Source organism: Streptomyces nogalater (assembly GCF_039532885.1).
Classification (GTDB): Bacteria; Actinomycetota; Actinomycetes; order Streptomycetales; family Streptomycetaceae; genus Streptomyces; species Streptomyces nogalater.
This window is the reverse complement of the sequence record NZ_BAAASM010000002.1, coordinates 294,374-315,995: the sequence shown is the minus strand read 5'-3', so window position 1 is coordinate 315,995 and position 21,622 is coordinate 294,374. Positions and strand designations below refer to the sequence as shown.

17 protein-coding genes and 1 pseudogene are annotated in these 21,622 nt (G+C 71.9%); 7 read left to right on the top strand and 11 right to left on the bottom strand.

Annotated features, from left to right (window positions below; all coding sequences use genetic code 11):
- Positions 1 to 77: 77 nt before the first annotated feature.
- On the bottom strand, positions 78 to 1,286 hold the full coding sequence (locus ABD350_RS03375) for a pyridoxal phosphate-dependent aminotransferase (RefSeq protein ID WP_344346150.1): 1,209 nt from the start codon (positions 1,284 to 1,286) through the stop codon (positions 78 to 80).
- A gap of 81 nt (positions 1,287 to 1,367) precedes the next feature.
- On the opposite strand from ABD350_RS03375, the gene ABD350_RS03370 reads away from it, so the two are divergent.
- A complete protein-coding gene (locus tag ABD350_RS03370; RefSeq protein WP_344346149.1) occupies positions 1,368 to 1,994 on the top strand; it encodes a winged helix-turn-helix transcriptional regulator in 627 nt (208 codons plus the stop codon).
- Positions 1,995 to 2,074: 80 nt separating this feature from the next.
- On the opposite strand, the gene ABD350_RS03365 is transcribed toward ABD350_RS03370, so the two are convergent.
- The 3 genes from ABD350_RS03365 to ABD350_RS03355 all read right to left on the bottom strand — a co-directional run bounded on the left by ABD350_RS03365 (position 2,075) and on the right by ABD350_RS03355 (position 6,039).
- Positions 2,075 to 2,872 (bottom strand): hypothetical protein, encoded by a 798-nt coding sequence (locus ABD350_RS03365; RefSeq protein WP_344346148.1) that lies wholly within the window; start codon positions 2,870 to 2,872, stop codon positions 2,075 to 2,077.
- Positions 2,872 to 4,134, bottom strand: coding sequence for a VWA domain-containing protein (locus ABD350_RS03360; protein ID WP_344346147.1), 1,263 nt, complete (start codon positions 4,132 to 4,134; stop codon positions 2,872 to 2,874). Before ABD350_RS03360 ends, ABD350_RS03365 begins: the two co-directional genes overlap by 1 nt.
- Positions 4,135 to 4,470: 336 nt before the next feature.
- A complete protein-coding gene (locus tag ABD350_RS03355) occupies positions 4,471 to 6,039 on the bottom strand; it encodes an IucA/IucC family protein (protein ID WP_344346146.1) in 1,569 nt (522 codons plus the stop codon).
- Positions 6,040 to 6,393: 354 nt separating this feature from the next.
- On the opposite strand from ABD350_RS03355, the gene ABD350_RS03350 reads away from it, so the two are divergent.
- Entirely contained in the window at positions 6,394 to 7,893 is a 1,500-nt protein-coding gene (locus tag ABD350_RS03350) for an IucA/IucC family protein (RefSeq protein WP_344346145.1), read from the top strand.
- A 51-nt stretch (positions 7,894 to 7,944) separates the two neighbouring features.
- Here the strand turns inward: ABD350_RS03350 and ABD350_RS03345 are convergent, their stop codons facing one another.
- Positions 7,945 to 9,420 carry a M1 family metallopeptidase gene (locus ABD350_RS03345; protein ID WP_344346144.1) on the bottom strand — a complete coding sequence of 492 codons (1,476 nt, stop codon included), beginning with the start codon at positions 9,418 to 9,420 and terminating at the stop codon, positions 7,945 to 7,947.
- A 296-nt stretch (positions 9,421 to 9,716) separates the two neighbouring features.
- Between ABD350_RS03345 and ABD350_RS03340 the strand changes: the two genes are divergently transcribed.
- A complete protein-coding gene (locus tag ABD350_RS03340) occupies positions 9,717 to 10,766 on the top strand; it encodes a macro domain-containing protein (RefSeq protein ID WP_344346143.1) in 1,050 nt (349 codons plus the stop codon).
- Between the two features lie 22 nt (positions 10,767 to 10,788).
- On the opposite strand, the gene ABD350_RS03335 is transcribed toward ABD350_RS03340, so the two are convergent.
- Positions 10,789 to 13,239, bottom strand: coding sequence for a P-loop NTPase (locus ABD350_RS03335; protein WP_344346142.1), 2,451 nt, complete (start codon positions 13,237 to 13,239; stop codon positions 10,789 to 10,791).
- A 643-nt stretch (positions 13,240 to 13,882) separates the two neighbouring features.
- Here ABD350_RS03335 and ABD350_RS03330 point away from each other — a divergent pair.
- Positions 13,883 to 14,386 carry a MarR family winged helix-turn-helix transcriptional regulator gene (locus tag ABD350_RS03330; protein WP_344346141.1) on the top strand — a complete coding sequence of 168 codons (504 nt, stop codon included), beginning with the start codon at positions 13,883 to 13,885 and terminating at the stop codon, positions 14,384 to 14,386.
- A 193-nt stretch (positions 14,387 to 14,579) separates the two neighbouring features.
- Here the strand turns inward: ABD350_RS03330 and ABD350_RS03325 are convergent, their stop codons facing one another.
- Complete coding sequence (locus ABD350_RS03325; RefSeq protein ID WP_344346140.1) at positions 14,580 to 14,741, bottom strand: hypothetical protein; 162 nt, start codon at positions 14,739 to 14,741, stop codon at positions 14,580 to 14,582.
- Positions 14,742 to 15,022: 281 nt separating this feature from the next.
- Here ABD350_RS03325 and ABD350_RS03320 point away from each other — a divergent pair, with 281 nt between their 5' ends.
- On the top strand, positions 15,023 to 15,937 hold the full coding sequence (locus tag ABD350_RS03320; protein WP_344346139.1) for a HipA family kinase: 915 nt from the start codon (positions 15,023 to 15,025) through the stop codon (positions 15,935 to 15,937).
- A gap of 58 nt (positions 15,938 to 15,995) precedes the next feature.
- On the opposite strand, the gene aceB is transcribed toward ABD350_RS03320, so the two are convergent.
- On the bottom strand, positions 15,996 to 17,621 hold the full coding sequence (aceB, locus tag ABD350_RS03315; RefSeq protein WP_344346137.1) for a malate synthase A: 1,626 nt from the start codon (positions 17,619 to 17,621) through the stop codon (positions 15,996 to 15,998).
- 184 nt (positions 17,622 to 17,805) lie between these two features.
- On the bottom strand, positions 17,806 to 18,414 hold the full coding sequence (locus tag ABD350_RS03310) for a nucleotidyltransferase family protein (RefSeq protein ID WP_344346136.1): 609 nt from the start codon (positions 18,412 to 18,414) through the stop codon (positions 17,806 to 17,808).
- Between the two features lie 174 nt (positions 18,415 to 18,588).
- Between ABD350_RS03310 and ABD350_RS03305 the strand changes: the two genes are divergently transcribed.
- The gene (locus ABD350_RS03305) at positions 18,589 to 18,876 is read left to right on the top strand and encodes a DUF5955 family protein (RefSeq protein WP_344346412.1); all 288 of its coding nucleotides are present in this window, start codon (positions 18,589 to 18,591) and stop codon (positions 18,874 to 18,876) included.
- Positions 18,877 to 19,067: 191 nt separating this feature from the next.
- Here ABD350_RS03305 and ABD350_RS03300 read toward each other — a convergent pair.
- Together ABD350_RS03300 and ABD350_RS03295 are read right to left on the bottom strand one after the other, a co-directional pair.
- A pseudogene (locus tag ABD350_RS03300) lies at positions 19,068 to 19,211 on the bottom strand (DUF6304 family protein); the annotation flags it as partial.
- Entirely contained in the window at positions 19,208 to 20,005 is a 798-nt protein-coding gene (locus ABD350_RS03295; protein WP_344346135.1) for an IclR family transcriptional regulator, read from the bottom strand. The pseudogene ABD350_RS03300 and the gene ABD350_RS03295, both read right to left, overlap by 4 nt.
- A gap of 274 nt (positions 20,006 to 20,279) precedes the next feature.
- Here ABD350_RS03295 and allB point away from each other — a divergent pair, with 274 nt between their 5' ends.
- Positions 20,280 to 21,617 carry an allantoinase AllB gene (gene allB, locus ABD350_RS03290; RefSeq protein WP_344346134.1) on the top strand — a complete coding sequence of 446 codons (1,338 nt, stop codon included), beginning with the start codon at positions 20,280 to 20,282 and terminating at the stop codon, positions 21,615 to 21,617.
- Positions 21,618 to 21,622: the final 5 nt, after the last annotated feature.

Sequence of the window (21,622 nt, the reverse complement as noted above, 5' to 3'; positions counted from 1 at the left end):
GAAGTCCCCCGATCATGCGCGGTGATCTTCGCACAAGCGACCGAAACGGGCCAACTCGCCTGCCGTGGGCCGTCTTCCTACTGCCGGTACCCGGCGAGGAACCTGCCGATCCGGCCGATGGCCGCCTCCAGGTCCTCCGCGTACGGCAGGGTGAGGATGCGGAAGTGGTCGGGGGCGGGCCAGTTGAAGCCGGTGCCCTGGACCACCTGGATCTTCTCGCGCAGCAGCAGGTCCAGCACGAACTTCTCGTCGTCGTGGATCGGGTGCACCTTGGGGTCGATGCGCGGGAAGGCGTACAGCGCGCCCTTGGGTTTGACGCAGGACACGCCGGGGATCTCGTTGAGCTTCTCCCAGGCCACGGTGCGCTGTTCGTGCAGCCGGCCGCCGGGCCGGGTCAGTTCGCGGATGGACTGGCGTCCGCCGAGCGCGGCCTGGATGGCGTACTGCGCGGGCGCGTTGGCGCACAGCCGCATGGAGGCCAGCATGGTCAGGCCCTCCAGGTAGTCCTTGGCGTGCTGCTTGGGGCCGGTGACGACCAGCCAGCCGGAGCGGAAGCCCGCCACCCGGTAGGTCTTGGACAGCCCGCAGAAGGTGAGGACGACCAGGTCGGGGGCGAGCGCGGCGGCGGAGTGGTGGACGGCGTCGTCGTACAGGATCTGGTCGTAGATCTCGTCGGCGAACACCATCAGGCCGTGCCGGCGGGCGAGATCGAGGATGCCCTCGACGATCTCCTTCGGATAGACCGCGCCCGTCGGGTTGTTGGGGTTGATGATGACCACGGCCTTGGTGCGGTCGGTGATCTTCGCGGCCATGTCGGCCAGGTCCGGGTTCCAGTCGGCCTGTTCGTCGCACAGGTAGTGCACGGCCTTGCCGCCGGCCAGCGTGGTGGCGGCCGTCCACAGCGGGAAGTCCGGCGCGGGGACGAGGATTTCGTCGCCGTCCTCCACCAGCGCCTGGACGGCCATGGAGACCAGTTCCGAGACGCCGTTGCCCAGGAAGACGTCGTCCACGTCGACGTCCAGGCCCAGGGTCTGGTAGCGCTGGGCGACCGCGCGGCGGGCGGAGAGGACACCCCGGGAATCGGTGTAGCCGTGCGCCTGCGGCAGCATCCGGATCATGTCCTGGAGGATCTCCTCCGGCGCCTCGAAACCGAAGGCCGCGGGGTTGCCGGTGTTCAGGCGCAGCACGCTGTGCCCCGCCTCCTCCAGCGCGTTGGCGTGCTCGATCACCGGGCCGCGGATCTCGTAGCACACCTCGCTGAGCTTGTTGGACTGCCGGAACTCCATGGGCCCCTCCGGAAACTCGTGTTGCTTGGTTTTACCAAGTGAGAGCTTGGAAAGTCCAACAACGCGTCTACACTGCGTCGCATGTCACCTCGCCGAAGCTACGACCAGTACTGTTCCGCAGCCCGCGCCCTCGACCTGGTCGGCGACCGCTGGACCCTGCTGATCGTCCGGGAGCTGCTCGCCGGTCCCCGCCGCTACACGGACCTGCACGCGGACCTGCCCGGCGTGAGCACGGACGTACTCGCCTCGCGGCTGAAGGAGATGGAACGCGACGGTCTGACCACCCGGCGCAGACTGCCCCCGCCGGGCGCCGCGTACGTGTACGAACTCACTCCCCGGGGGCGCGAGTTGCTGCCGGTCCTCCAGGCTCTGGGCACCTGGGGCGCACGGGAGCTGGGCGAACGCGGGCCCACCGACGCCGTGCGGGCGCACTGGTTCGCGCTGCCGCTGCTGCGCGTGCTGGAAGGCGAGGGCGTCGTCGAAGTGCGCCTGGAGGAAGGGGAGTTCCACCTCCACGTCGGCGCCGGGGAGGGACCGGTCTACGGCGACGGACCCGCCCCCGGCCCGGCCGACGCGCGCCTGGTGATGGACGCGGCGACCTGCGAGGCCGTCGCCCGGGGCGAGCTGTCCCTGCCGGACGCGGTACGGCACGGGCGGGTGACGGTGACCGGGGAGGGCACGCTCGCCAAGGCGCTGCGCGAAGGGTGACGATTGCGGGCGCCGGGGTGACAAAGACGAAGGCCCGCCGCGGTGGCGGGCCTTCGCCGGATTCTTCGGGGCCGTACGGCTCAGGCGCCCGGCGGCACCCGGGAGGGCCGGCCCGACCCGCGGGTCAGCGCGTAGCCGCCGATGCCCGCGAGCGCGGCCAGCACACCGCCGATCCCGGTCCACACCCAGCGGTCCGACCACCAGCCGGACGACCAGCCGTCGCGGCCGAAGCTGGACAGCACGGCCTCCTTCGAACCGTTCCTCTCCTCCTCGGACTTGACGGCGATGCCCGGGACGAGCGGCTTGCCCAGTGAGCCGTCGACCGCCGCCGCGCCGCCGATGTCCTTGGAGTCGACGCGCACCTCGGCGCCGACCGGCTGGCCGAGGTCGGAGGCGGCGAGGTCCACCACCGTCAGCCGGATGTAGTACGTGCCCGGCAGCGGGTCGTTGGCCCACGGCTCCGACCAGCCGCGCACCGTCCGCAGCACACAGGCCAGTTCGACGGAGCCGGCGTCCGCCGCGACGGTGCGCGACTGGGCGCCGTACTGGCAGGCCTGGCGGCGCCGCAGCCCGTCGTACACGTCGAGCTGCCAGGTCTGGGCGCCATGCCTGGCCGGGAGCTTCACCGTCGCCTTCACGGTGGGGCGCTCCCCGGTGTCCGCCGGGAAGGACCAGTACAGGTAGTCACCGGTGGAGCCGGAGGCGGTGGCCCGCTCGCCCTGCTCGATCTCCGTCGCCGTACGGAACGAGGTGCCCGCCTGAGTGGGCGCGTCGTCGTCGGCCGAGGCGCCCGGCGAGGGCGAGGAGTCGGCGGCGGCCGGCCCGGCGGCCAGCCCCAGCGCCAGCAGCGCGGCGCCCAGTACGCGTGTGATCCGCATCAGTTCGTCCTCCAGACCGCGACCCGCCAGCGTGACAGCCAGCCCCACAGCAGACCCGCGAGGAAGCCGGCCAGCACCAGAGCCCCCAGCAGCCACCAGCCCCGGCCGAGACCGAAGGCGGCCACGTCCCGGTGGCCCGAGGGGCCGTCCACCACGTCGATGGTCAGCTCCAGCGGCAGACCCGGCGTGGTCTTCACCCCCGAGGCCGCCGAGAAGGACTGGGTGACCTGGAGGCACACCGTCTCCGCCGGAGCCGAGTCGTCGTCGCTGTCCTTCTTCGGGTAACGCAGACCGGTGGAGATGACATCCGTACGGCCGGTGCCCGCGGCCTCACCGCGCACGATCTCCCGGCCGTGCGCGGTCACCGCCCGCAGCAGCACCCCGTAGTGGGGGTTCACGGCCCGGTCGTCCGCCACGCTCACCGAGGCGCGCAGCTCCTGGCCGGGCTCGACGTCCACCTTGTACCAGCGCTGCTGCCCGAACTCTTCCCGGTCGGTGTAGAGACCGGACTTCAGGACGGGGGCCTTCTCGCACCGGTCGGCGCCCTGGGTGGCGACCGGGGTCACCACCGGATCCGCGGCCCGGTCCACCAACTGGCCGACCCGGTCGCTCAGTTCCTCCTTGTGCCGGACGTCGGTGTAGGTACCGCCGGTGGCGTCCGCGATACAGCTGAGCTGGGCGCGGGTCTTGGCGTCCGGCACCAGGCCGAGGGTGTCGATGGTCAGGCCGATGCCCTTGGCCGCTATCTCCCGGGCCACCTCGCACGGGTCGAGCGGCTGGCAGGTGTCCTCGCCGTCACTGATCAGCACGATACGGCGGGTGCCGTTCCCGCCGTCCAGATCGTCCGCCGCCTTCAGCAGCGCGGGCCCGATCGGGGTCCAGCCGGTGGGCGACAGCGTGGCCACGGCCGCCTTCGCGTCGGTCCGGTTCAACGGGCCGACCGGGTACAGCCGCGCGGTGTCCTTGCAGCCCTCCTTGCGGTCGTTGCCGCGGTAGTTGGCGCCGAGCGTACGGATACCGAGCCGGACCTCCTCGGGCGTCGCGTCCAGCACCTCGTTGAACGCCTGCTTCGCCGCGGCCATCCGGCTGCCGCCGTCGATGTCCCGGGCCCGCATGGAACCACTGACGTCCAGCACGAGTTCGACCTTCGGAGCGTCCTGCTCCGTCTCATCGGCGACCGCGCCGGAGGGGAACGCGATCCCGGCGCTCAGGGCGGCGAACAGCGCACAGACCCCCACCGCCAGCCGTTGTCTTCTGATCATCGCCGGATCTTATTGATCAGACGGGCCGGACTCCAAAACGCCGGGCGGGACCGGACCGGCGCCGGCCACCAGCGGCCGAGCGGGCACGGGGCCGGCGCCGGCACCGGGCGCGCCCCGGAACGCTGTAGGCGGGCCGGGACGCGGCGCGGCGCGCGGCGGGCCGCCGCCGCGGTGGTGCTGCGCCGGACCCGCTCCGGGCCCCGCCCCAGCGGCCGGAACACCTCGCGGGCCGGCCGGAACCAGGTCGTCGCGCCCGAGGCGGTCGCGTGACGGACGCCCGGTGGGACGGCCCCCGGGCGGCGGACCGCGCCCGTTCGCCGGGCACCAGGGGGAAGGTCAACTCCGTTCCCGGCCGGCCGGCCCGGCACCGGCTCGGTGCGCCACCGCTCGCGGTTGCGGCAGTTCCGTCCACACGTCCCCCGTGCCGGCAGGGGACAGGCGCATCAGGGTCAGGGCCTTCACCGGGAGGGGGGACGCGCGGAGGGCGGGCAGGTCCGGGGTGGCGGGGAGTGCCGGGAGGGCTGTCTCCAGGGCGGTGGCCAGGGCGTGGGCGGAGCCTGCCGTGCCGGCCAGGGCGCCGCACACCAGGGAGCCGAAGAGCTTGCGGCGCAGGGCCGTGGGGTCGTCGGTGATCAGGCGGCCCGTGAGGGCGGGCGGGGCGATGCCGTGCCGGGACAGCCGGGCGGGGCTGACGCGGATGTCGGCCAGATCGCGGTAGACCAGCCGCAGCGGGGTGCCGTCCGCCGCCAGCACGACCAGGAGGTTCTGGCCGTGGGCCTCCAGCGCCACCCCCAGCTCCAGCAGGCGCAGGCCCACCGTGAGCGCCAGCCGGGCGAACTCCGCCAGCCAGCCGGGACGGCCGGGCAGCGACGTGGTGGCGAGCGCGGCCACCGGCACCACCCGCTCGCCCGGCCCCGCGTACACCTCCGGCGGCTCCCGCAGCAGCGCGGCCAGATCGGGGGAGTGCGCGGTGACCGCCCCGAGCGTGCGGGTGAGGTGCAGCAGCCCGTCGGTGCGCGCCGCCAGGTCCTCGGCGAAGGCGGACAGCGGCGCCGCCGCCCGCACCGAGTAGGCGGAGATGTCCCGCACCGACGACGTCAGCCGGGCGCTCAGCGCCGTCTTCACGTGCGGGCCGCCGGGCAGCGCCAGCGTACGCAGCGACATCAGCGGCCGGGCCGGGCGCCACACGTCGTACGGCCGCTTGAGGACATGCGCGGCCTGCCAAGGGTGCACCGGCAGCAACAGCCGTCCCCCGTCTCGGAGTTCGGCGGGCCAGTGGCCGGAGACCAGGCAGTCGGCCGCCGGTACCGGCACCGTCCCCAGCTCCACCACCGGGCCGTGCTCCGGGCCGTACGCCAGCTGCTCCGCCACCGAGAAACCGGGCCGGGACCGGCAGCCCGGATGGAACGGGTGCCCGTCGGTCACCCGCCGCTCCCACTCCCAGTCCTTCCCCGAGCCCCCGCCCGCCGGATCTTCCGCCGGCCACTCCTCGCGCCCCCGCTGCCGCGCGCCGGCCCGGGACAGCGCCAGCGACGCCACACTGTGCGCCAGCTCCGCCGCGAACCCGGCCGTGCCCGGCCCCCCGAGGGCGCCCAGCAGCCGCGCCGGATCGTCGTACCGCTCCCGGTCCAGGTGAACGACGGTGACGTACGCGGCGGTGGCGTACGGGTCCGCGTGCGGCCCGCGCAGCCGCCGCCCGTCGGCCAGGCGCAGCGCGAGCCCGTGCGCCCCGGACTCCCGGCCGGTGACGAACGGCAGCGGCTCGTACGCCAGCGCCCGCCACAGCCGGGTCAGCACGGCGGCCCGGGCGCCGGGCAGCTCCGCCGCGTAACCGGGCAGCAGGCCGGGCCGGACGGCGGCCAGTTCCTCGGCGATCACGGACTCGGCGGCGGGGGCAGGGCGCACGGTCGGCTCCTGGGGTAGGCGGGGCACGGCACGATTGTCGGGGACCACCGGGCACGCCGGCGTCCGGGACGGCCGAGTACGGCACCGCCCGGAACGGCCGCGTACGGCACGGCCGGGAGCGGCGGAGGCGGGGAACCGGTCGAGTACGGCACCGCCGAAGACGGCCGGGACGGCGGTGACGGGACCGGTCGGGTACGGCAGTGTCGGTATCCGCGCATACGGCAGTGGTGGGAGCCGCGGGGTACGGCACTGGTGGGGACCGCCGGGTACGCCAGCCATACTGATCGTCCCCGGCTTCCGGCCGACGCGCCCCGCGTGCGCCGGGACGACCGCGGGTCCCTGGACGACGGACGAATGGAACGCGTGGACCTCACACCCCCCACCGGCGAGGCGGGCCGCCTGGCCGACGCGTACGCGACAGCGCCGTTGCTCAACTGCCTGCTGCGGGAGGTGGCCGAGCCGCTCCCCAACGCCGGTGACCGCCGGACGCACCGGCTGCCGGACGGCCGGCTGCTGCGGGTGCGCGCCGGGCGCCGGCCCGCCGACCCCGAGCTGTACACGGCCGGCGCCTGGCACCGGATCGGCCACCCGGAGCTGGTCAAACTGGTCGCGGAGGTGCTGCGCCGGCACACCGGGCTGCCCGGCGGCGACCTGCCCGCCGAGATGATCGACAGCCGGGACGCGGTCGCCGCCCTGCTCACCGCCCGCGCCCGGACCACGCCCCCCGGGGACCCGTATCTGCGCTCCGAGCAGTCCCTGCTCACCGGCCACCCCTACCATCCGGCCCCCAAGGCGCGCGGCGGCGGCCCGGTCGTGTCCTGGCTGCCGTACGCCCCCGAGGCGCACGCCCGCTTCCCGCTGGCGCTGCTCGGCGTCCGCGAGGACCAGGTGGCCGAGGAGGGCGACACCGGCGCCCTGGACACCCTCGGCACCGCCCCGCCCGGCTACCGGCTGCTGCCCGCCCACCCCTGGCAGCTCGACCTGGCCGGCCGCGACCTCGCCCCCGCGTTCGCCGACGGCCGGCTGCTCCGGCTCGGCACCACCGCGTTCCCGGTCTGGCCGACGGCCGCCGTCCGCACGGTGTACGAGCCCCGCCGCGACCTGTTCCTGAAGTTCAGCCTGGACGTGCGCATCACCAACGACATCCGCCGGCTGTGGCGGCACGACCTCGGCCGGCTGCGCCGTACCGACCGTGCCGCCGGGCGCGCCTTCGCTGCGATGGGACCGCCCGCGGCCTGGCTGAGCGACCGCGGCTACCGCACCGCCGCCTTCGCCTTCGAGGAGCTGGCCGTACTGGTCCGCGACGGGCTGCGCGGCCACCTCCTGCCGGGCGCCACCCCGTTGCTCGCGGCGGGCCTCGCCGAGGGCTTCGAGGGCAGCCCGCTGACCGCCACGGACGACCCGGCCGGCTGGTGGGAGGCGTATCTGCGGCACGTCGTGCCGCCCGCCCTGACCGCGTTCGGCACGCACGGGGTGGTCCTGGAGGCCCATCTGCAGAACACCCTGGTCGCCGTGGACGCGGCCGGCACACCCGTGCAGGCCCTGTTCCGGGACGCCGAGGGCGCAAAGCTGCTGCCGGACGTGAGCCGGGCGGCCGGCTGGGAACGGCTGGTGTACTGCCTGGTCGTCAACCACCTCACCGAGATCGCCGGCGCCCTCGCCGACCACCGTCCCGGCTACGACCCGTGGCCCGCCGTCCGCCGCGAACTCGCCCGGCACGACCTGCCCGAGATCCCCGCGCTGCTCACCGCGCCCACCCTGCCCGGCAAGACCAACCTGTTGCTGCGCTGGACGGCCGCGGACGGCGCCGACGCCCGCTACCTGCCGCTGCCCAACCCGCTGCTGGCCGGCTGAGGCCGGTGCCGCCGTGGTGCGGCAGGCGGATCGCCCTCCTCTCACTCCTGCTCACTCCTGCCTCTGGGAGGGTTTCCCCTCGCCGAACAGCCAGGTGTCGAAGAGCGCGCCCAAGTCCTTCCCGGACTCGCTCTCACACAGGGCGATGAACTGCCGGGTGTCGGCGCTGCCGTGCCGGTGCTGCCGGGTCCAGGTACGGAGGATGCCGAAGAAGGTCTCGTCGCCGACGGCCTCTCGCACCTTGTGCACGACCATGGCACCGCGTCCGTAGACGGGCGGGTCGGAGACGTGCCCCGCGCCGGGCGGCTCCGGCGGCGGGAACGCCCAGATGCCCTCGCTCTCGGCGTCCGTGCCGTCGTAGAAGGCCTGGAAGATCTCCGGGGTGCTCCTTCCGCCGTGTTCCTCCTCCCAGAGCCACTCCGCGTAGGTGGCCATGCCTTCGCTGAGCCACATGTCGCTCCACCGGCGCGGGGTGACGGAGTTGCCGAACCACTGGTGGGCCAGTTCGTGCACGAGCAGGGCCCGGTCGGGGGCGGCGTCGAAGTAGGGCTTGGTCTGGGTCTCCAGGGCGTAGCCGAGTCCGGGCAGGTGGTCGACGACGGCGCCGGCCGAGGAGAAGGGGTAGGGGCCGAAGCGGTCGCCGGCCCAGTCGACGATCTCGGACACCATGCCGGCGACGTCGGCGGAACCCTCGGCCTCGTCGGGGTCGACGGCGACGTAGACGGGCACGTCGTGGCCCGTCCAGCCCTTGTGGATCTCGAAGTAGCCGACGGAGACGTGGGCGAGGTAGCCGGCCATGGGCTCCTGGTTGCGCCAGTGCCGGGTCACCGCCTCGCCGCTGTCCTCCTCCGATACCAGTTCGCCGTTGCTGATCACGTCGTAGGGGTCGCCGTCCTCGTCCTTGGGCACGGTGACCGTGATGTCGTACGTGGCCTTGTCCGAGGGATGGTGGTTGCCGGGGAACCACGTCATGGAGCCCGACGGCTCGCCCAGGGCCGCCGAGCCGTCATCGGTCTTCACCCAGCCTTCCACGCCTCCGTCGTCACCCTTGAGCGTGCGCGGTGTGCCGTCGTAGGTGACGACCGTCCGGAAGGTCTCACCGTTGCGCACCGTCTTCCCCGGTGTCACGATCAACTCGTCCTTCGAGCGCGCGACTTGCGCCCTGGCTCCCTGCACCGTGACGGTGCGTACCCGCAGCCCGGACAGGTCGAGGTCGAAGCGGCTCAGGGGTTGGGTGGCCCGCGCCGTGATGACCGCCGTGCCCTTCAGGTGGTTGGTCTCGGGCACGTAATCCAGGGTCAGCCCGTAGTGCGTCACGTCGTAGCCGCCGTTGCCGAGCGCAGGGAACAGCCGGTCTCCCACCCCCGCCGCACCGGGCCTGCCGCCCGAGGGGGCACCGTCCCCCGGCGCGGAGCCCGTGCAGGACGTCGTCACGACCAGGAGGAATGCCGTGGCGGGCACCCAACGGGACAGCCGGCCCCCGGCCACCGGCCGAGGCGGGCCGCCCTTCGTGAAGCGGGGTTTCATCCGATGCTCTCCGATCGATCACACGACGCGAGACGTCAGACGGCCGGCGTCGTCTCCGGGTTGCTTCCGGGCCCCGTCTCCGGGGAAGCCGGCCGCGCAGGATCGCGGTGACCGATCACCGACGCGACGCGCTCCAGGCGGACGGCTTTCCTGCCCCGCACGGCCAACGGTGAACCCGGTGCCGGTGAAGTGCGCGCACAGTCGGGGGAGTTGCGGGCCCTATGCTCGGAGGCGAGGCGGGCCGTCCCGCACCGTGACCGACCGTTCCGTGACGCGACCCTAAGGAGCCGGGGCCGATGAGTCCGCTGCAGCTCTCCCTCACCGCCGCCCTCTGCATCTCCGGCATCGCCCTGCACATCTGGTCCTCCGCGCCGGACCGGGCCGGGCGGCAGTACTCCCTCCAGCTGCCGGTGGTCCTTCTGTACTCCCTGGCCGCGGCCCTCTTCCTGTTCTCCGCTTTCCCGGACTCGATGACCGAGGGCCGGGCCCTGGGCTTCGGGATCGGCGGGGCGGCCGGGTTCGCCGCCTTCTTCCTGCTGGCGTCGTTCACCTGGCTTAGCAAGACCCGGCGTCTGGACGAGGTCTCGGCGCAGCTGAGGAAGGCGACCCGGGAGAACACCGCGCTGCGCAGGCAACTGTCGCAGCGGCGGCCGGCGGAGGACACCCCGCGGCCCGTCCTGCAGTGCACCCGGTACGAGCTGCCGTTGCGGGGCGACCGGCGCCACCGCATCGGGATGATCACCGGGAACCTCGCCAACGTGCTGGGTACGGACGTGTGGGTCAACTCCGAGAACACGCGGATGGAGATGTCACGCGTCGACGAACCCACCCTCTCCGCGACGATCCGGTACCACGGCGGCCGCCGGGACACCGCGGGCCACCTGGTGCACGACACCATCGCCCTGGAACTGGCCGAGCACATGGCGGGCCGGTCCCATGTGACGGCGGGCTCCGTGCTGGTCACCGGGCCGGGACAACTGCAGGAGAGCCACCAGGTCCGGCGCGTCCTGCATGTCGCCGCCGTGGAGGGAGAACCCGGCTCCGGGTACCGGCAGGTCATCGACCTGGAGCGGTGCGTGCGCAACGTCCTCGCCGAGGTGGACCGGCTGGCCGCCGCCGGGGAGCCGCTGCGCTCGGTGGTGCTGCCGCTCCTCGGGACCGGCGGCGGCAACAGCGACCTCGGCAAGACCGTCGACACCCTGCTGGCCGCCACCGTGAGCTACTTCCGCTCCCACGCGGCCTCACGCATCCGCGTCGTCTACCTGCTCGCCTACACGGACGTACAGGCCACCGTGTGCCGGGCGGCCCTCGACTCCGAGCCCGCGCTCTCGCCGAGCGCGGGCTGACCCCGACCGCAGGCGCCGGTCCTCAGGCGAGCATGAGCCACTTCCTGCGGAACGACTGCAACTGGTCCCTGACCTCCGGCGAACGCGTGATCGGGGAGATGTTGACCAGGTACATCCAGTCGTTCCACCGGCGGTGGATACGCTTGTCGATGGACCCGTTCGCCCTCTTGGCCCGGTCCGCCCATTCGAGGGTGTACTTGAAGAAGGTGATGTACGGGTACTCGGAGTCCTCGGCGGCCATGGCGCGCGCCTCCTCCAGGTACGCGGTCACCTCCAGCAGGTTCTCCGTCCTGTTGTGCTCCGGCCCGCCCTCGGCGAGATACCGTCGGAACAGCACGGTGGCCAGCGTGTTCAGCGCGAACGCGTCACGGCGCTGGGCGATGGCGTGCCGGGCCCACGAAGTGGCCGGGGCGTGCCGGCCCCGCTTGCTCGCCCCGAGGGCCCGCTGCTCCCAGTACCGCGCGTTCCAGGCGTACGTCTCCTGCAGCGCCTCGTACCAGGCGTCCAGGCGCTCCTTGCCCAGCCACACGGTCAGCATCTCGTGGTCGAGGAGCTGGCGCACCATACGGTAGGCGAACGTGCGCGACGCGATGGCCGCCGGGGAGATCTGCACGCCGTAGTGCTGGGCGAGTTTCAGGGTGACGTCGTACTTCTCCTGCGCGCTGAAAGAACTCTCCAGCAGGTACGACCCGAAGGCCCGGTGCCGCGGGTGGAGGCGTCCCCCGGCGACGCGGATGAAGTCGGCGAGCACCGAATCCGAGTGCAGCAGGGCGTTCAGCTCGTTGGCCGGCAGCCCGCAGACGGACGCCGCAGCGCCGATCGGCAGCCCGTATCCGAGGGCGGATGTGATGCACACCGCCTGGAACACCGCTCGTTCGGTCTCGCTCTGCAGACGCGAGTAGCCCGTCCGTACCCTGGTGCGGAACCCGTCGGCCTCCTCCAGGTTCGACATCGCCGAGAAGAGGTTCCTGCGGTGCGTCCGCGTGAAGTACTCGACCTGGTCGGTGTGGCCCGCGTCGGCGACGATGCCGAGCCGTCCGTGCCCCTTGAGCTTCCGGATCAGAGCCTCGACCTCCGGGTCCTTCAGCTTGTCGGAGACCTCCGCGTCGGTGAACCCCACGCCGGCGAAGCTGCGGCGCACCTCGCGGGCGCGCGAACGCCGTTCCACGGCCAGCAGCTTGAAGGGGATGCCCCGCTCCTCGGCGAGCAGCGCCATGTCGGCGAGGTCGCTCGCGAAGTCGGCGGCGCCCTCCACGATGAGGAGGGTCCTCGGATGCTGCCGGAGCCACCACAGGGTGGCCTCCTGGGACGGGCGCAGTTCGGGATCGAGCAGATACGGCGTCCAGTCCCGCTCCACGAGCCTCTTCGCGACCCGCAGGGCTATCGTGCTCTTCCCCGTGAACGCCGAACCGGTCAGGCAGATGACCTTCTGCTGTTCGTCCGACGTCACCTCGCGGAAGACGCTGTCGGTGAGGACGCGGTGCGAGTCGAGGTCGCGCAGGATGTCGGAGTACAGGGGTTCGTGCCCGGCGTAGAAGTCGTGCCGGTCGTCGAAGCGGTACTCGGTGCCCGTGCGGATGGGATGCCACTGGCTCAGGAAGCTCAGCACGTTGGGGTTGATGCGGCCGGGGTCGTCCGCCGACAGGTCGGCCTGCCGGAAGTAGTCCGGCCAGCCGGCCCGGACCTCGGCGAGGAACTCCTCGGCCGTGGCCTCGACCGGGATCAGGCCCCACTCACGGAAGCGCTCCTTGTCGAAGTCGTCGATCGTCGGCATGACGATGACGGAGGGCTCGGAGCCGCCCTGCACCCGTCCCTTCTCCAGGACGTGCTCCAGGTCGATCTCGTCGTTGAGGCTCGCGCCCAGGATGATGGTGGGCGTCTCCAGGTAGCTGTCGGCGAAGATGTTGTGCCAGCTGTGGCCGTGGGTGGCCGCGTACAGGTAGGACGAGATGTCGAAGACGAGGTCGTCCGTCTTCTTCGTCCAGGCGACACCGTGCAGATGGACGAGGATCACCTGGTGGCCCGAGGGCACGCGGTGGGAGTCCGTCCAGGAGACGGAGACGAGTTCCTTGGCCGCGTGGTCGGCGAACTGCTTGTTGTAGGCGTTCTCCACCGAGTCGTCGATGTTCAGCGACCAGATGTACCGCCACGGGATGGAGACCAGGTCGGCGTACCACGACGGCGCGGTGCAGTTGGCGAAGCGGTCCGCCATGTAGGCCAGGACGTTCTGGCCGTCCGCCGTGACGCGCGACTTCGCCATCGAGAACACCTGGCGCAGGTTCCCGCGCGGATTGCCGGGCAGCGAGAACGCCGTGGCCATCTCCTGGGCGAGGTCCCAGCCGCCGGGCAGCGGCCCCAGCGGCCCCTCCGAGTCCAGGCCGGCGCCGGCGCCCAGCAGCAGCTGGTACTTCGACTCGGTGATGGCCCGCATCATGCTGTCCCACTGCTCGTCCGACATCCACGGTGTTGGCACGACCCGTCCCCTTCTTGAGATGCGTGAGCGCGGTGCTGTACCGGAGCGTGAGCGCCCCCATGAAGGGTTCGAGTGGTCAGTAAGCCCGACGGGCCCTGCTCCTGGGTGAGTTCGCGTCCTCCGGTCCGGCAGATCGTACCGAGTCCGGCCCGTGGCCGAGACGCATCGACAAACCGGGGTGCCGGCACCCGCGCGCCAGCACGGTGCCGGACGCCACCCACCGAGAAACGGCCGACGCCACCGCCCGGCTACGGCCCCATCAGGCGCTCCTGAGAACGGTGTCCTGCATGGTCGGTTCGAGGAGCCGTCTCCGCCCACCGATCTGGCGCGCGAGTCGTCCCCGTGGGCTCGATCCGTCCCCGACGGCGGATTCACGTCCCGCCCGCCGCTGCGCAGGCACGTCAAGCGCGGTCTGGAGATCACCTGGCCAGTACTCCAGTGTGGTTTTGTGATCCACCTGCTGGCTGCGGGGGCGTGCAGTCGTCGGTAGTCGCCACGTCGGGTCGTGGCATGGTGCCGTGTGAGGCTGCGGCATCCCTGAGGATGACGGTGGTCGGCGATTCCGACGCACATCCAGGACGAGTTGCAGTGAACGGCGCATTCCGGTGGTTCAGTGGGCCGGAGGGAATGTAGCGTCGCGATCATGGAATCGCTGATAGGCACCACCACTGACCAGGCGCCGGCGAACCCGGCCGCGACCGATGACATGCTGGCCACTCAGCCGATCGGCTACTGGAGCGGCTTGGTCCATGCGACCGTCACGCGGTACTTGCGTGACGCGATGGCCAAGCTCGACGTCACGCAGCCGCAGTACTGGGTACTCAACCGCGTGAACGGCGGCCCTGCGGCGCCGAGCCGCGAGGAGGTCGTCGCGCAGCTGACGCACCTTGCCGACGGTCCGCACGAGATCGCCAGGGTCGTCGACCAGTTGCTCCACCGCGAATGGCTGCGGATCGACGACGGGCAGCTCCTGCACCTCACGGATGCCGGGGAGGCCGCCAGAGCGCGGCTTCGTGAGCTGGCGACCGAGGTACGCGCCGTAGTCCACAAAGGGATCAGCGACGATGAGTACGTGGCCGCGCTCAAGGTGCTTCGCACGATGGTGGCCAATGTCGAGGGCGACGGGGCTTCTGGTAATCCGGTCTGATTCGGCGACCTCGTGACGGACCCGGCTGGGAACGCGTGCGGCCACCGCGTGATCATCGGGGGTTGTGCGGACTCCTGAAGATCGTGCGATGGCTGCAGGCCATAGCGTGGACCCTGCCCGCCGGCGGGCGATGTTCGACCAGGGCATGGCCCGGATCGCGGGTCGGGCCCGGGCCGATGCAGCGCCTGCTGCGCTACGCCCGCTGGGACGCCGATGCCGCCCGCGACGACCTGCGTGCCTGGGAGTGCCCGGCGTAGCCCGAGTTGTAGTAGACGCGGTATCCGTCCGCCGCAGAGCAGTTGTCGGGCCGGGCGGGATGCCGTGCCCAGGTCTTGGTCACGGTGTAGGTGCTCATCTCCTACCGTTCGGCGACCCCGGGAGTGATCGAGCCGAGTCGGCGTGCGACTCGGGCATTCCTCTCCGGCTGTCACCCTTCGTTACTATGCTCACTTCACGCCGGAGGCCGGTAGTAAGGGGCGTATGGCCATCGATGGACTGTTGGGGAGAGAGGGGCGCGAGCGTGCCAGTCGCAACTCCCCGGATTCTTTCCAGGGCCGATCGTGGACGTGTGCCTGGTCCGAGACCCCTTGAGGCGATCGTGGAAACGCAAGGTCAGCGAGTGGGGAGCCTTCGAAAGTGCTGAGAGAAGTCACCGCGACCCGCTACATCGAACCCTTGCGCTCGGGTGGCTCCGTCCCGGGTGTCGTCGAGGCCGATGATCTCGGCACGTACGTCGTGAAGTTCACCGGCTCCGCGCAGGGGCACAAGGCGCTGGTCGCCGAAGTCATCGTCGGGGAGCTCGCCCGGGCGCTCGGTCTGCGCTTCCCCGAACTGGTGCTCGTGCACTTCGACCCGGCCATCGCCGAAGCCGAGCCGCACCAGGAGGTGCGCGACCTGCACGGCGCCAGCGCGGGCGTGAACCTCGGTATGGACCATCTGCCGGGCGCCCGGGACTTCACCCCGGAGATCGCCCGTACCTTCCCGGTGGACCCGCTGGAGGCCGGCCGGATCGTCTGGCTGGACGCGCTCACCGTCAACGTCGACCGTACGGTCCACAGCTCCAACCTGATGGTCTGGCCCACGCTCGGCACCGCGCCGGCCCGGCTGTGGCTCATCGACCACGGCGCCGCCCTCGTCTTCCACCACCGCTGGGACACCACGACCCCGGGCCGGCGGTACGACTTCCGGCACCACGCGCTCGGCCACTACGGCCCCGATGTGCGCGCCGCCGACGCCGAGCTGGCGCCCCGGGTGACGGAGGAGCTGCTGCGCGGGATCGTCGCCGAGGTGCCGGACGCCTGGCTCGCCGAGGACGCCGCCTTCGCCACGCCCGACGACGTCCGGGACGCCTACGTCGGCTATCTGCTGGACCGGGTCCGGCTCTCGGCCGAGTGGCTGCCCACCGACTTCCCGAGCCGTGAGCAGCTGGCGGCGGAGGAGGCCGCCCGCGCGGCCCGGACCCAGGCGGGCCGTCCGGACTGGCTGAAGCGCGTCCCCGACCTGCACGGCAAGCCGGCGGCCGAGCAGGACTGGTCGGCGCACCTGGGGTGAGCCGGGAAAGCGGGAAGGGCCCGGGGGAAGCCCCCGGGCCCACTGGTGGCGGTGGCGGTCAGCCGCGCAGCCGCTCGTACGCCGGCAGGGTGAGGAAGTCGGCGTAGTCCTCGTCCAGGGACACCTGGAGCAGCAGGTCGTGCGCCTCCTGCCAGTGGCCGGCCGCGAAGGCCTCCGCGCCGATCTCCTCGCGGATGGCGTCGAGTTCCTCGGCGGCGACCTTGCGGGCCAGCTCCGGGGTGACCTTCTCGCCGTTGTCGAACTCGACCCCGGCGTTGATCCACTGCCAGATCTGCGAACGGGAGATCTCGGCGGTGGCCGCGTCCTCCATCAGGTTGAAGATGGCGACCGCGCCGAGACCGCGCAGCCAGGCCTCGATGTAACGGATGCCGACCTGGACGGCGTTGACCAGTCCCTCGTACGTCGGCTTCGCGTCGAGCGAGTCGATGGCGATCAGGTCGGCCGCCTCGACGCGCACGTCCTCGCGCAGCCGGTCCTTCTGGTTGGGCTTGTCGCCGAGCACCTTGTCGAAGGACTCCATGGCGATGGGCACCAGGTCGGGGTGGGCGACCCAGGAGCCGTCGAAACCGTCGTTCGCCTCACGGTCCTTGTCGGCGCGGACCTTCTCGAAGGCCACCTTGTTGACCTCCGGGTCCTTGCGGGACGGGATGAAGGCCGCCATGCCGCCGATGGCGTGCGCGCCACGCTTGTGGCAGGTGCGGACCAGCAGTTCGGTGTAGGCCCGCATGAACGGGGCGGTCATCGTCACGGCGTTGCGGTCCGGCAGGACGAACTTGGCGCCGCCGTCACGGAAGTTCTTCACGATGGAGAACAGGTAGTCCCAGCGGCCGGCGTTCAGCCCGGCGGCGTGGTCGCGCAGTTCGTAGAGGATCTCCTCCATCTCGTACGCCGCCGTGATCGTCTCGATCAGGACGGTGGCGCGGATGGTGCCCTGCGGGATGCCGACGTAGTCCTGGGCGAAGACGAACACCTCGTTCCACAGCCGGGCTTCGAGGTGCGACTCGGTCTTGGGCAGGTAGAAGTACGGGCCCTTGCCGAGGTCGAGCAGCCGCTGGGCGTTGTGGAAGAAGTACAGGCCGAAGTCGACGAGGGCCCCGGGGACCGGCGTGCCGTCGGCGTCGACGAGGTGCCGCTCGTTCAGGTGCCAGCCGCGCGGGCGCATGACGACGGTCGCCAGCTCCTCGTTCGGCCGCAGCGCGTACGACTTGCCGGTGCGCTCGTCGGTGAAGTCGATGTTCCGGGTGTAGGCGTCGATCAGGTTGAGCTGGCCGAGGACGACGTTCTCCCAGGTGGGCGCGGAGGCGTCCTCGAAGTCGGCGAGCCAGACCCTCGCGCCCGAATTGAGCGCGTTGATGGTCATCTTCCGGTCGGTGGGCCCGGTGATCTCGACGCGCCGGTCGTTCAGCGCGGCCGGGGCCGGGGCGACCTTCCAGGAGTCGTCCGCGCGGATGGCGGCCGTCTCCGGCAGGAAGTCGAGCGTGGAGGTGCGGGCGATCTCGGCGCGGCGCTCGGCCCGGCGGGTAAGGAGTTCGTCACGGCGCGGGGTGAACCGCCGGTGCAGCTCCGCCACGAAGGCGAGCGCCGCGTCGGTGAGGACCTCCTCCTGCCGGGGCAGGGACTCGGCGTCGACGATGGCCAGCGGGGACGGCGCTGGTGCGGACATGAGCTGTCACTTCCTTCAGCGGTGGCACCGGGTGCCAAGTGGCACGAATGGGACAGACAGCGCCCACTGTGCGGTCGGACGCTTCTGAACAGTGGATAGTAGTTTCCTCATCGTGGAACTTCAATGGTGTGTTGATGTCGAGATTCTCTGAGTCGAGCGAAGGTGGCGCTCGGTGCCACCCCGTTCACTCAAGGTGGCTCAGGTCCGCCTCGGTGTCGATGTCGTACGGCTCGGCCACATCCGAACACTCCACCAACCGCAGCTCCGCCCGGTGCGCCTGGAGGTAGGCCCGGGCCCCCCGGTCGCCGGTGGCCGTCCCGGCGATGCCCGCCCAGTGCGCCGCGCCGAGCAGCACCGGATGCCCGCGTACCCCGTCGTAGGCGGCCGAGACCAACGACCGCTCGTCCCGGTAGGCGCCCAGCACCCGGGCGGCCGCGGCCGGGCCGATCCCCGGCTGGTCGACCAGGCTCGCCAGCGCCGCGCGCGCCCCCGTGCCGGCCAGCGAGGCCAGTCCCGCGCGCAGCGAGGAGCCCATGCCCTCGGTCCAGTCCGGGTTGTCCACCAGCACACACCCGCCCAGCTCGGCGCGGGCCCGCACCTCGTCCGCCGCCGCGCCCAGCACCACGTGGACCGGCCCGCACCCGGCCGCGCGCAACACCTCCACCGCGTGCTCGACCAAGGGCCGTCCCCGGTGCGTCAGCAGCGCCTTGGGGCGTCCGCCGAGCCGTCTGCCGCCGCCGGCGGCGAGCAGCAGCCCCGCCACCTCCCCGTGCGGTTCCCTGTTTTCGCTCATGGCTCCTGCATACCCTGCGGCGAGGAAAACCGGCCGCGTGCGCGGTGCCGGTTCCGTTGGGCTGAATTTCGGTCCGCACTGTGGCGCTCGGGCCCGCGGGTGGCGTTTACTGACCCGCGCACAAGGGCGTGCCGACGGGGAGGGGCTGCGTTGCGGAGCTTGGGGCAGAGGCCGGTGACCGGCGTCGACGAGGATCCGAGAGTGGCGGAATTGCGTACCGCCGTGTCCCGGCTGCGCCGTCAACTCGCCGTGTTACCGGCGGACTTCCCCGACCGGGGGATAGCCGAGGACGAGCTGGCGGCCCTGGCCGCGATGGCCGCCGGAGGCGTCCCGGAGATCCCGCGGCTGCGCGCCTCCCTGCTGCTGGTCGCCGGCGCGATCGGTTCGATGAGTGCACTGGCCCGGGGGCTGTCACAGGTACGCGCCGCCGTGGACCTCTTCGGCGAACCGCCCCGCGGCTGACCGGACGTGGCCCTGGCCTGGCCGTGGCCCTGGCCGTGGCGGGGCTTCGTCGGCGTTCCGGCGGGGCGTCCTTCCGGTCCCAGGGGTCCTATCGGCCCCGGAGGGGCGCACGGGAACTGGGCCATCGTGTACGGGAACTGGACTGTCTCGAGCGGGAACCCGACCGTCTCGAGCGGCCACCCGCCCAGCGCGCCGAGGTCGTCCATGCTGTCGCCCTCGAAGCGGACGCCCCGGATCGTCGTGGGGATCGGCTCCCGGCCGTCCGACCCGAAGACGACGGTCTGCGCGCCATGCCGGCCGGTGTACCGGCCCGGCCGGCGCTGAAAGCCGCTCAGCCCTGGTTCTGGCTGGCCAGGGCGGCGGAGAGTTCGCGGGCGATCTGCTGGAGCGCCGGCACGATCCTCTCCATGGCCGTCTCCGTGACGCGTCCGGCCGGTCCGGAGATGGAGATGGCCGCCGCCGTGGGGGAGTCGGGCACGGACACCGCGAGGCAGCGCACCCCGATCTCCTGCTCGTTGTCGTCCACCGCGTAGCCCATCCGCCGCACGTCCTCCAGCGCCGCGAGGAACCCCTCCGGCGTGGTGATGGTCTTCTCGGTGGCCGCGGGCATGCCGGTGCGGGCCAGCAGCGCCCGCACCTCCTCGTCCGGGACCCCGGCGAGCAGCGCCTTGCCGACGCCGGTGGAGTGCGGCAGGACCCGTCGGCCCACCTCGGTGAACATTCGCATCGAGTGCTTCGACGGCACCTGGGCGACGTACACGATCTCGTCGCCGTCGAGCAGCGCCATGTTGGCCGTCTCGCCGGTCTCCTCCACCAGCCGGGCCAGATACGGCCGTGCCCAGGTGCCGAGCAGGCGGGAGGCCGACTCGCCGAGGCGGATCAGGCGGGGGCCGAGCGCGTAGCGCCGGTTGGCCTGCTGGCGCACATAGCCGCAGGCGACCAGCGTGCGCATCAGCCGGTGGATGGTCGGCAGCGGCAGGCCGCTGGCCGCGGACAGTTCGCTCAGGCCGACCTCGCCGCCCGCGTCCGCCATCCGCTCAAGCAGGTCGAAGGCGCGCTCCAGGGACTGCACCCCGCCGGCGGCGGAGGGCTTGGCGGAGTCGGTGGTGCTGGCGCTGGACGTCGGCACGGCGCGTTCCTTTCGGGACTGGCGGGAGAGCAGAAGCCTACCCGGCAGTCGGTTGACTCCCCGCTTGTACATAGCTACGTTCTGCTTGCTGGAATTCTAATTCCGCTTTGTGGAAACGTCCAGAGCGGGTGAGTCCTGCCCGCCGCCCCGAGGGGTGCCTCTTGACGACGGAGTAGTGGGAGTGAAGACTCCTTCAACAGAACGTTGAAGTCCGTTACGTGGGCGTAAATCCCGTTTCCTGGACGTAAAAACGGCGGTATAGAGAGGGGTTCGGGTGTCCGACGCTGAACTGGTGCTGCGCTCGACGCGGGTGATCACCCCGGAGGGGACACGGGCCGCCACGGTCACCGTGTCCGGCGGGAAGATCACGGCCGTCCTGCCGTACGACGCCGAGGTTCCGGCCACGGCCCGGCTGGAGGACGTCGGCGACCATGTGCTGCTGCCCGGCCTGGTCGACACCCATGTGCACGTCAACGACCCGGGCCGCACCGAGTGGGAGGGCTTCTGGACCGCCACCCGCGCGGCGGCGGCCGGCGGCATCACCACCCTGATCGACATGCCGCTCAACTCGCTGCCGCCCACCACCACGGTCGAGCACCTGCGGATCAAGCAGGACGTGGCCCGGGACAAGGCGCACATCGACGTCGGCTTCTGGGGCGGCGCCCTGCCCGACAACGTCAAGGACCTGCGCCCGCTGCACGACGCCGGCGTCTTCGGCTTCAAGTGCTTCCTCTCCCCGTCCGGCGTGGACGAGTTCCCGCACCTCGACCAGGACCAGCTCGCCCAGTCGATGGCCGAGATCTCCGGGTTCGACGGGCTGCTCATCGTGCACGCCGAGGACCCGCACCACCTGGCCGGCGCCCCCCAGAACGGCGGTCCGAAGTACGCCGACTTCCTGGCCTCCCGCCCGCGCGACGCCGAGGACACCGCCATCGCGAACCTCATCGCGCAGGCCCGGCGCCTGAACGCCCGCGTGCACGTGCTGCACCTGTCCTCCAGCGACGCCCTGCCGCTGATCCGCGCCGCCCGCGCCGAGGGCGTGCGCCTCACGGTGGAGACCTGCCCGCACTACCTCGCCTTCACCGCCGAGGAGGTCCCGGACGGCGCCAGCGAGTTCAAGTGCTGCCCGCCCATCCGCGAGTCCGCCAACCAGGACCTGCTGTGGGAGGCCCTGGCGGACGGCACGATCGACTGCGTGGTCACCGACCACTCGCCCTCCACCGCCGATCTGAAGACGGACGACTTCGCCACCGCCTGGGGCGGCATCGCCGGCCTCCAGGTGAGCCTGCCGGCGGTGTGGACCGAGGCCCGCAAGCGCGGCCACACCCTGGAGGACGTCGTCCGCTGGATGTCCGCGCGGACCGCGGAGCTGGCCGGCCTGTCCCACAAGGGCGCCATCGAGGCCGGCCGCGACGCCGACTTCGCCGTCCTCGCCCCCGACGAGACCTTCACCGTCGACCCGGCCGGCCTCCAGCACCGCAACCGGGTCACCGCCTACGCCGGCAGGACCCTGTACGGCGTCGTCAAGTCCACCTGGCTGCGCGGCGAACGCATCGTCGCCGACGGCGAGTTCACCGAACCGAAGGGGACGCTGCTCAGCCGGACCCACTGAATCCC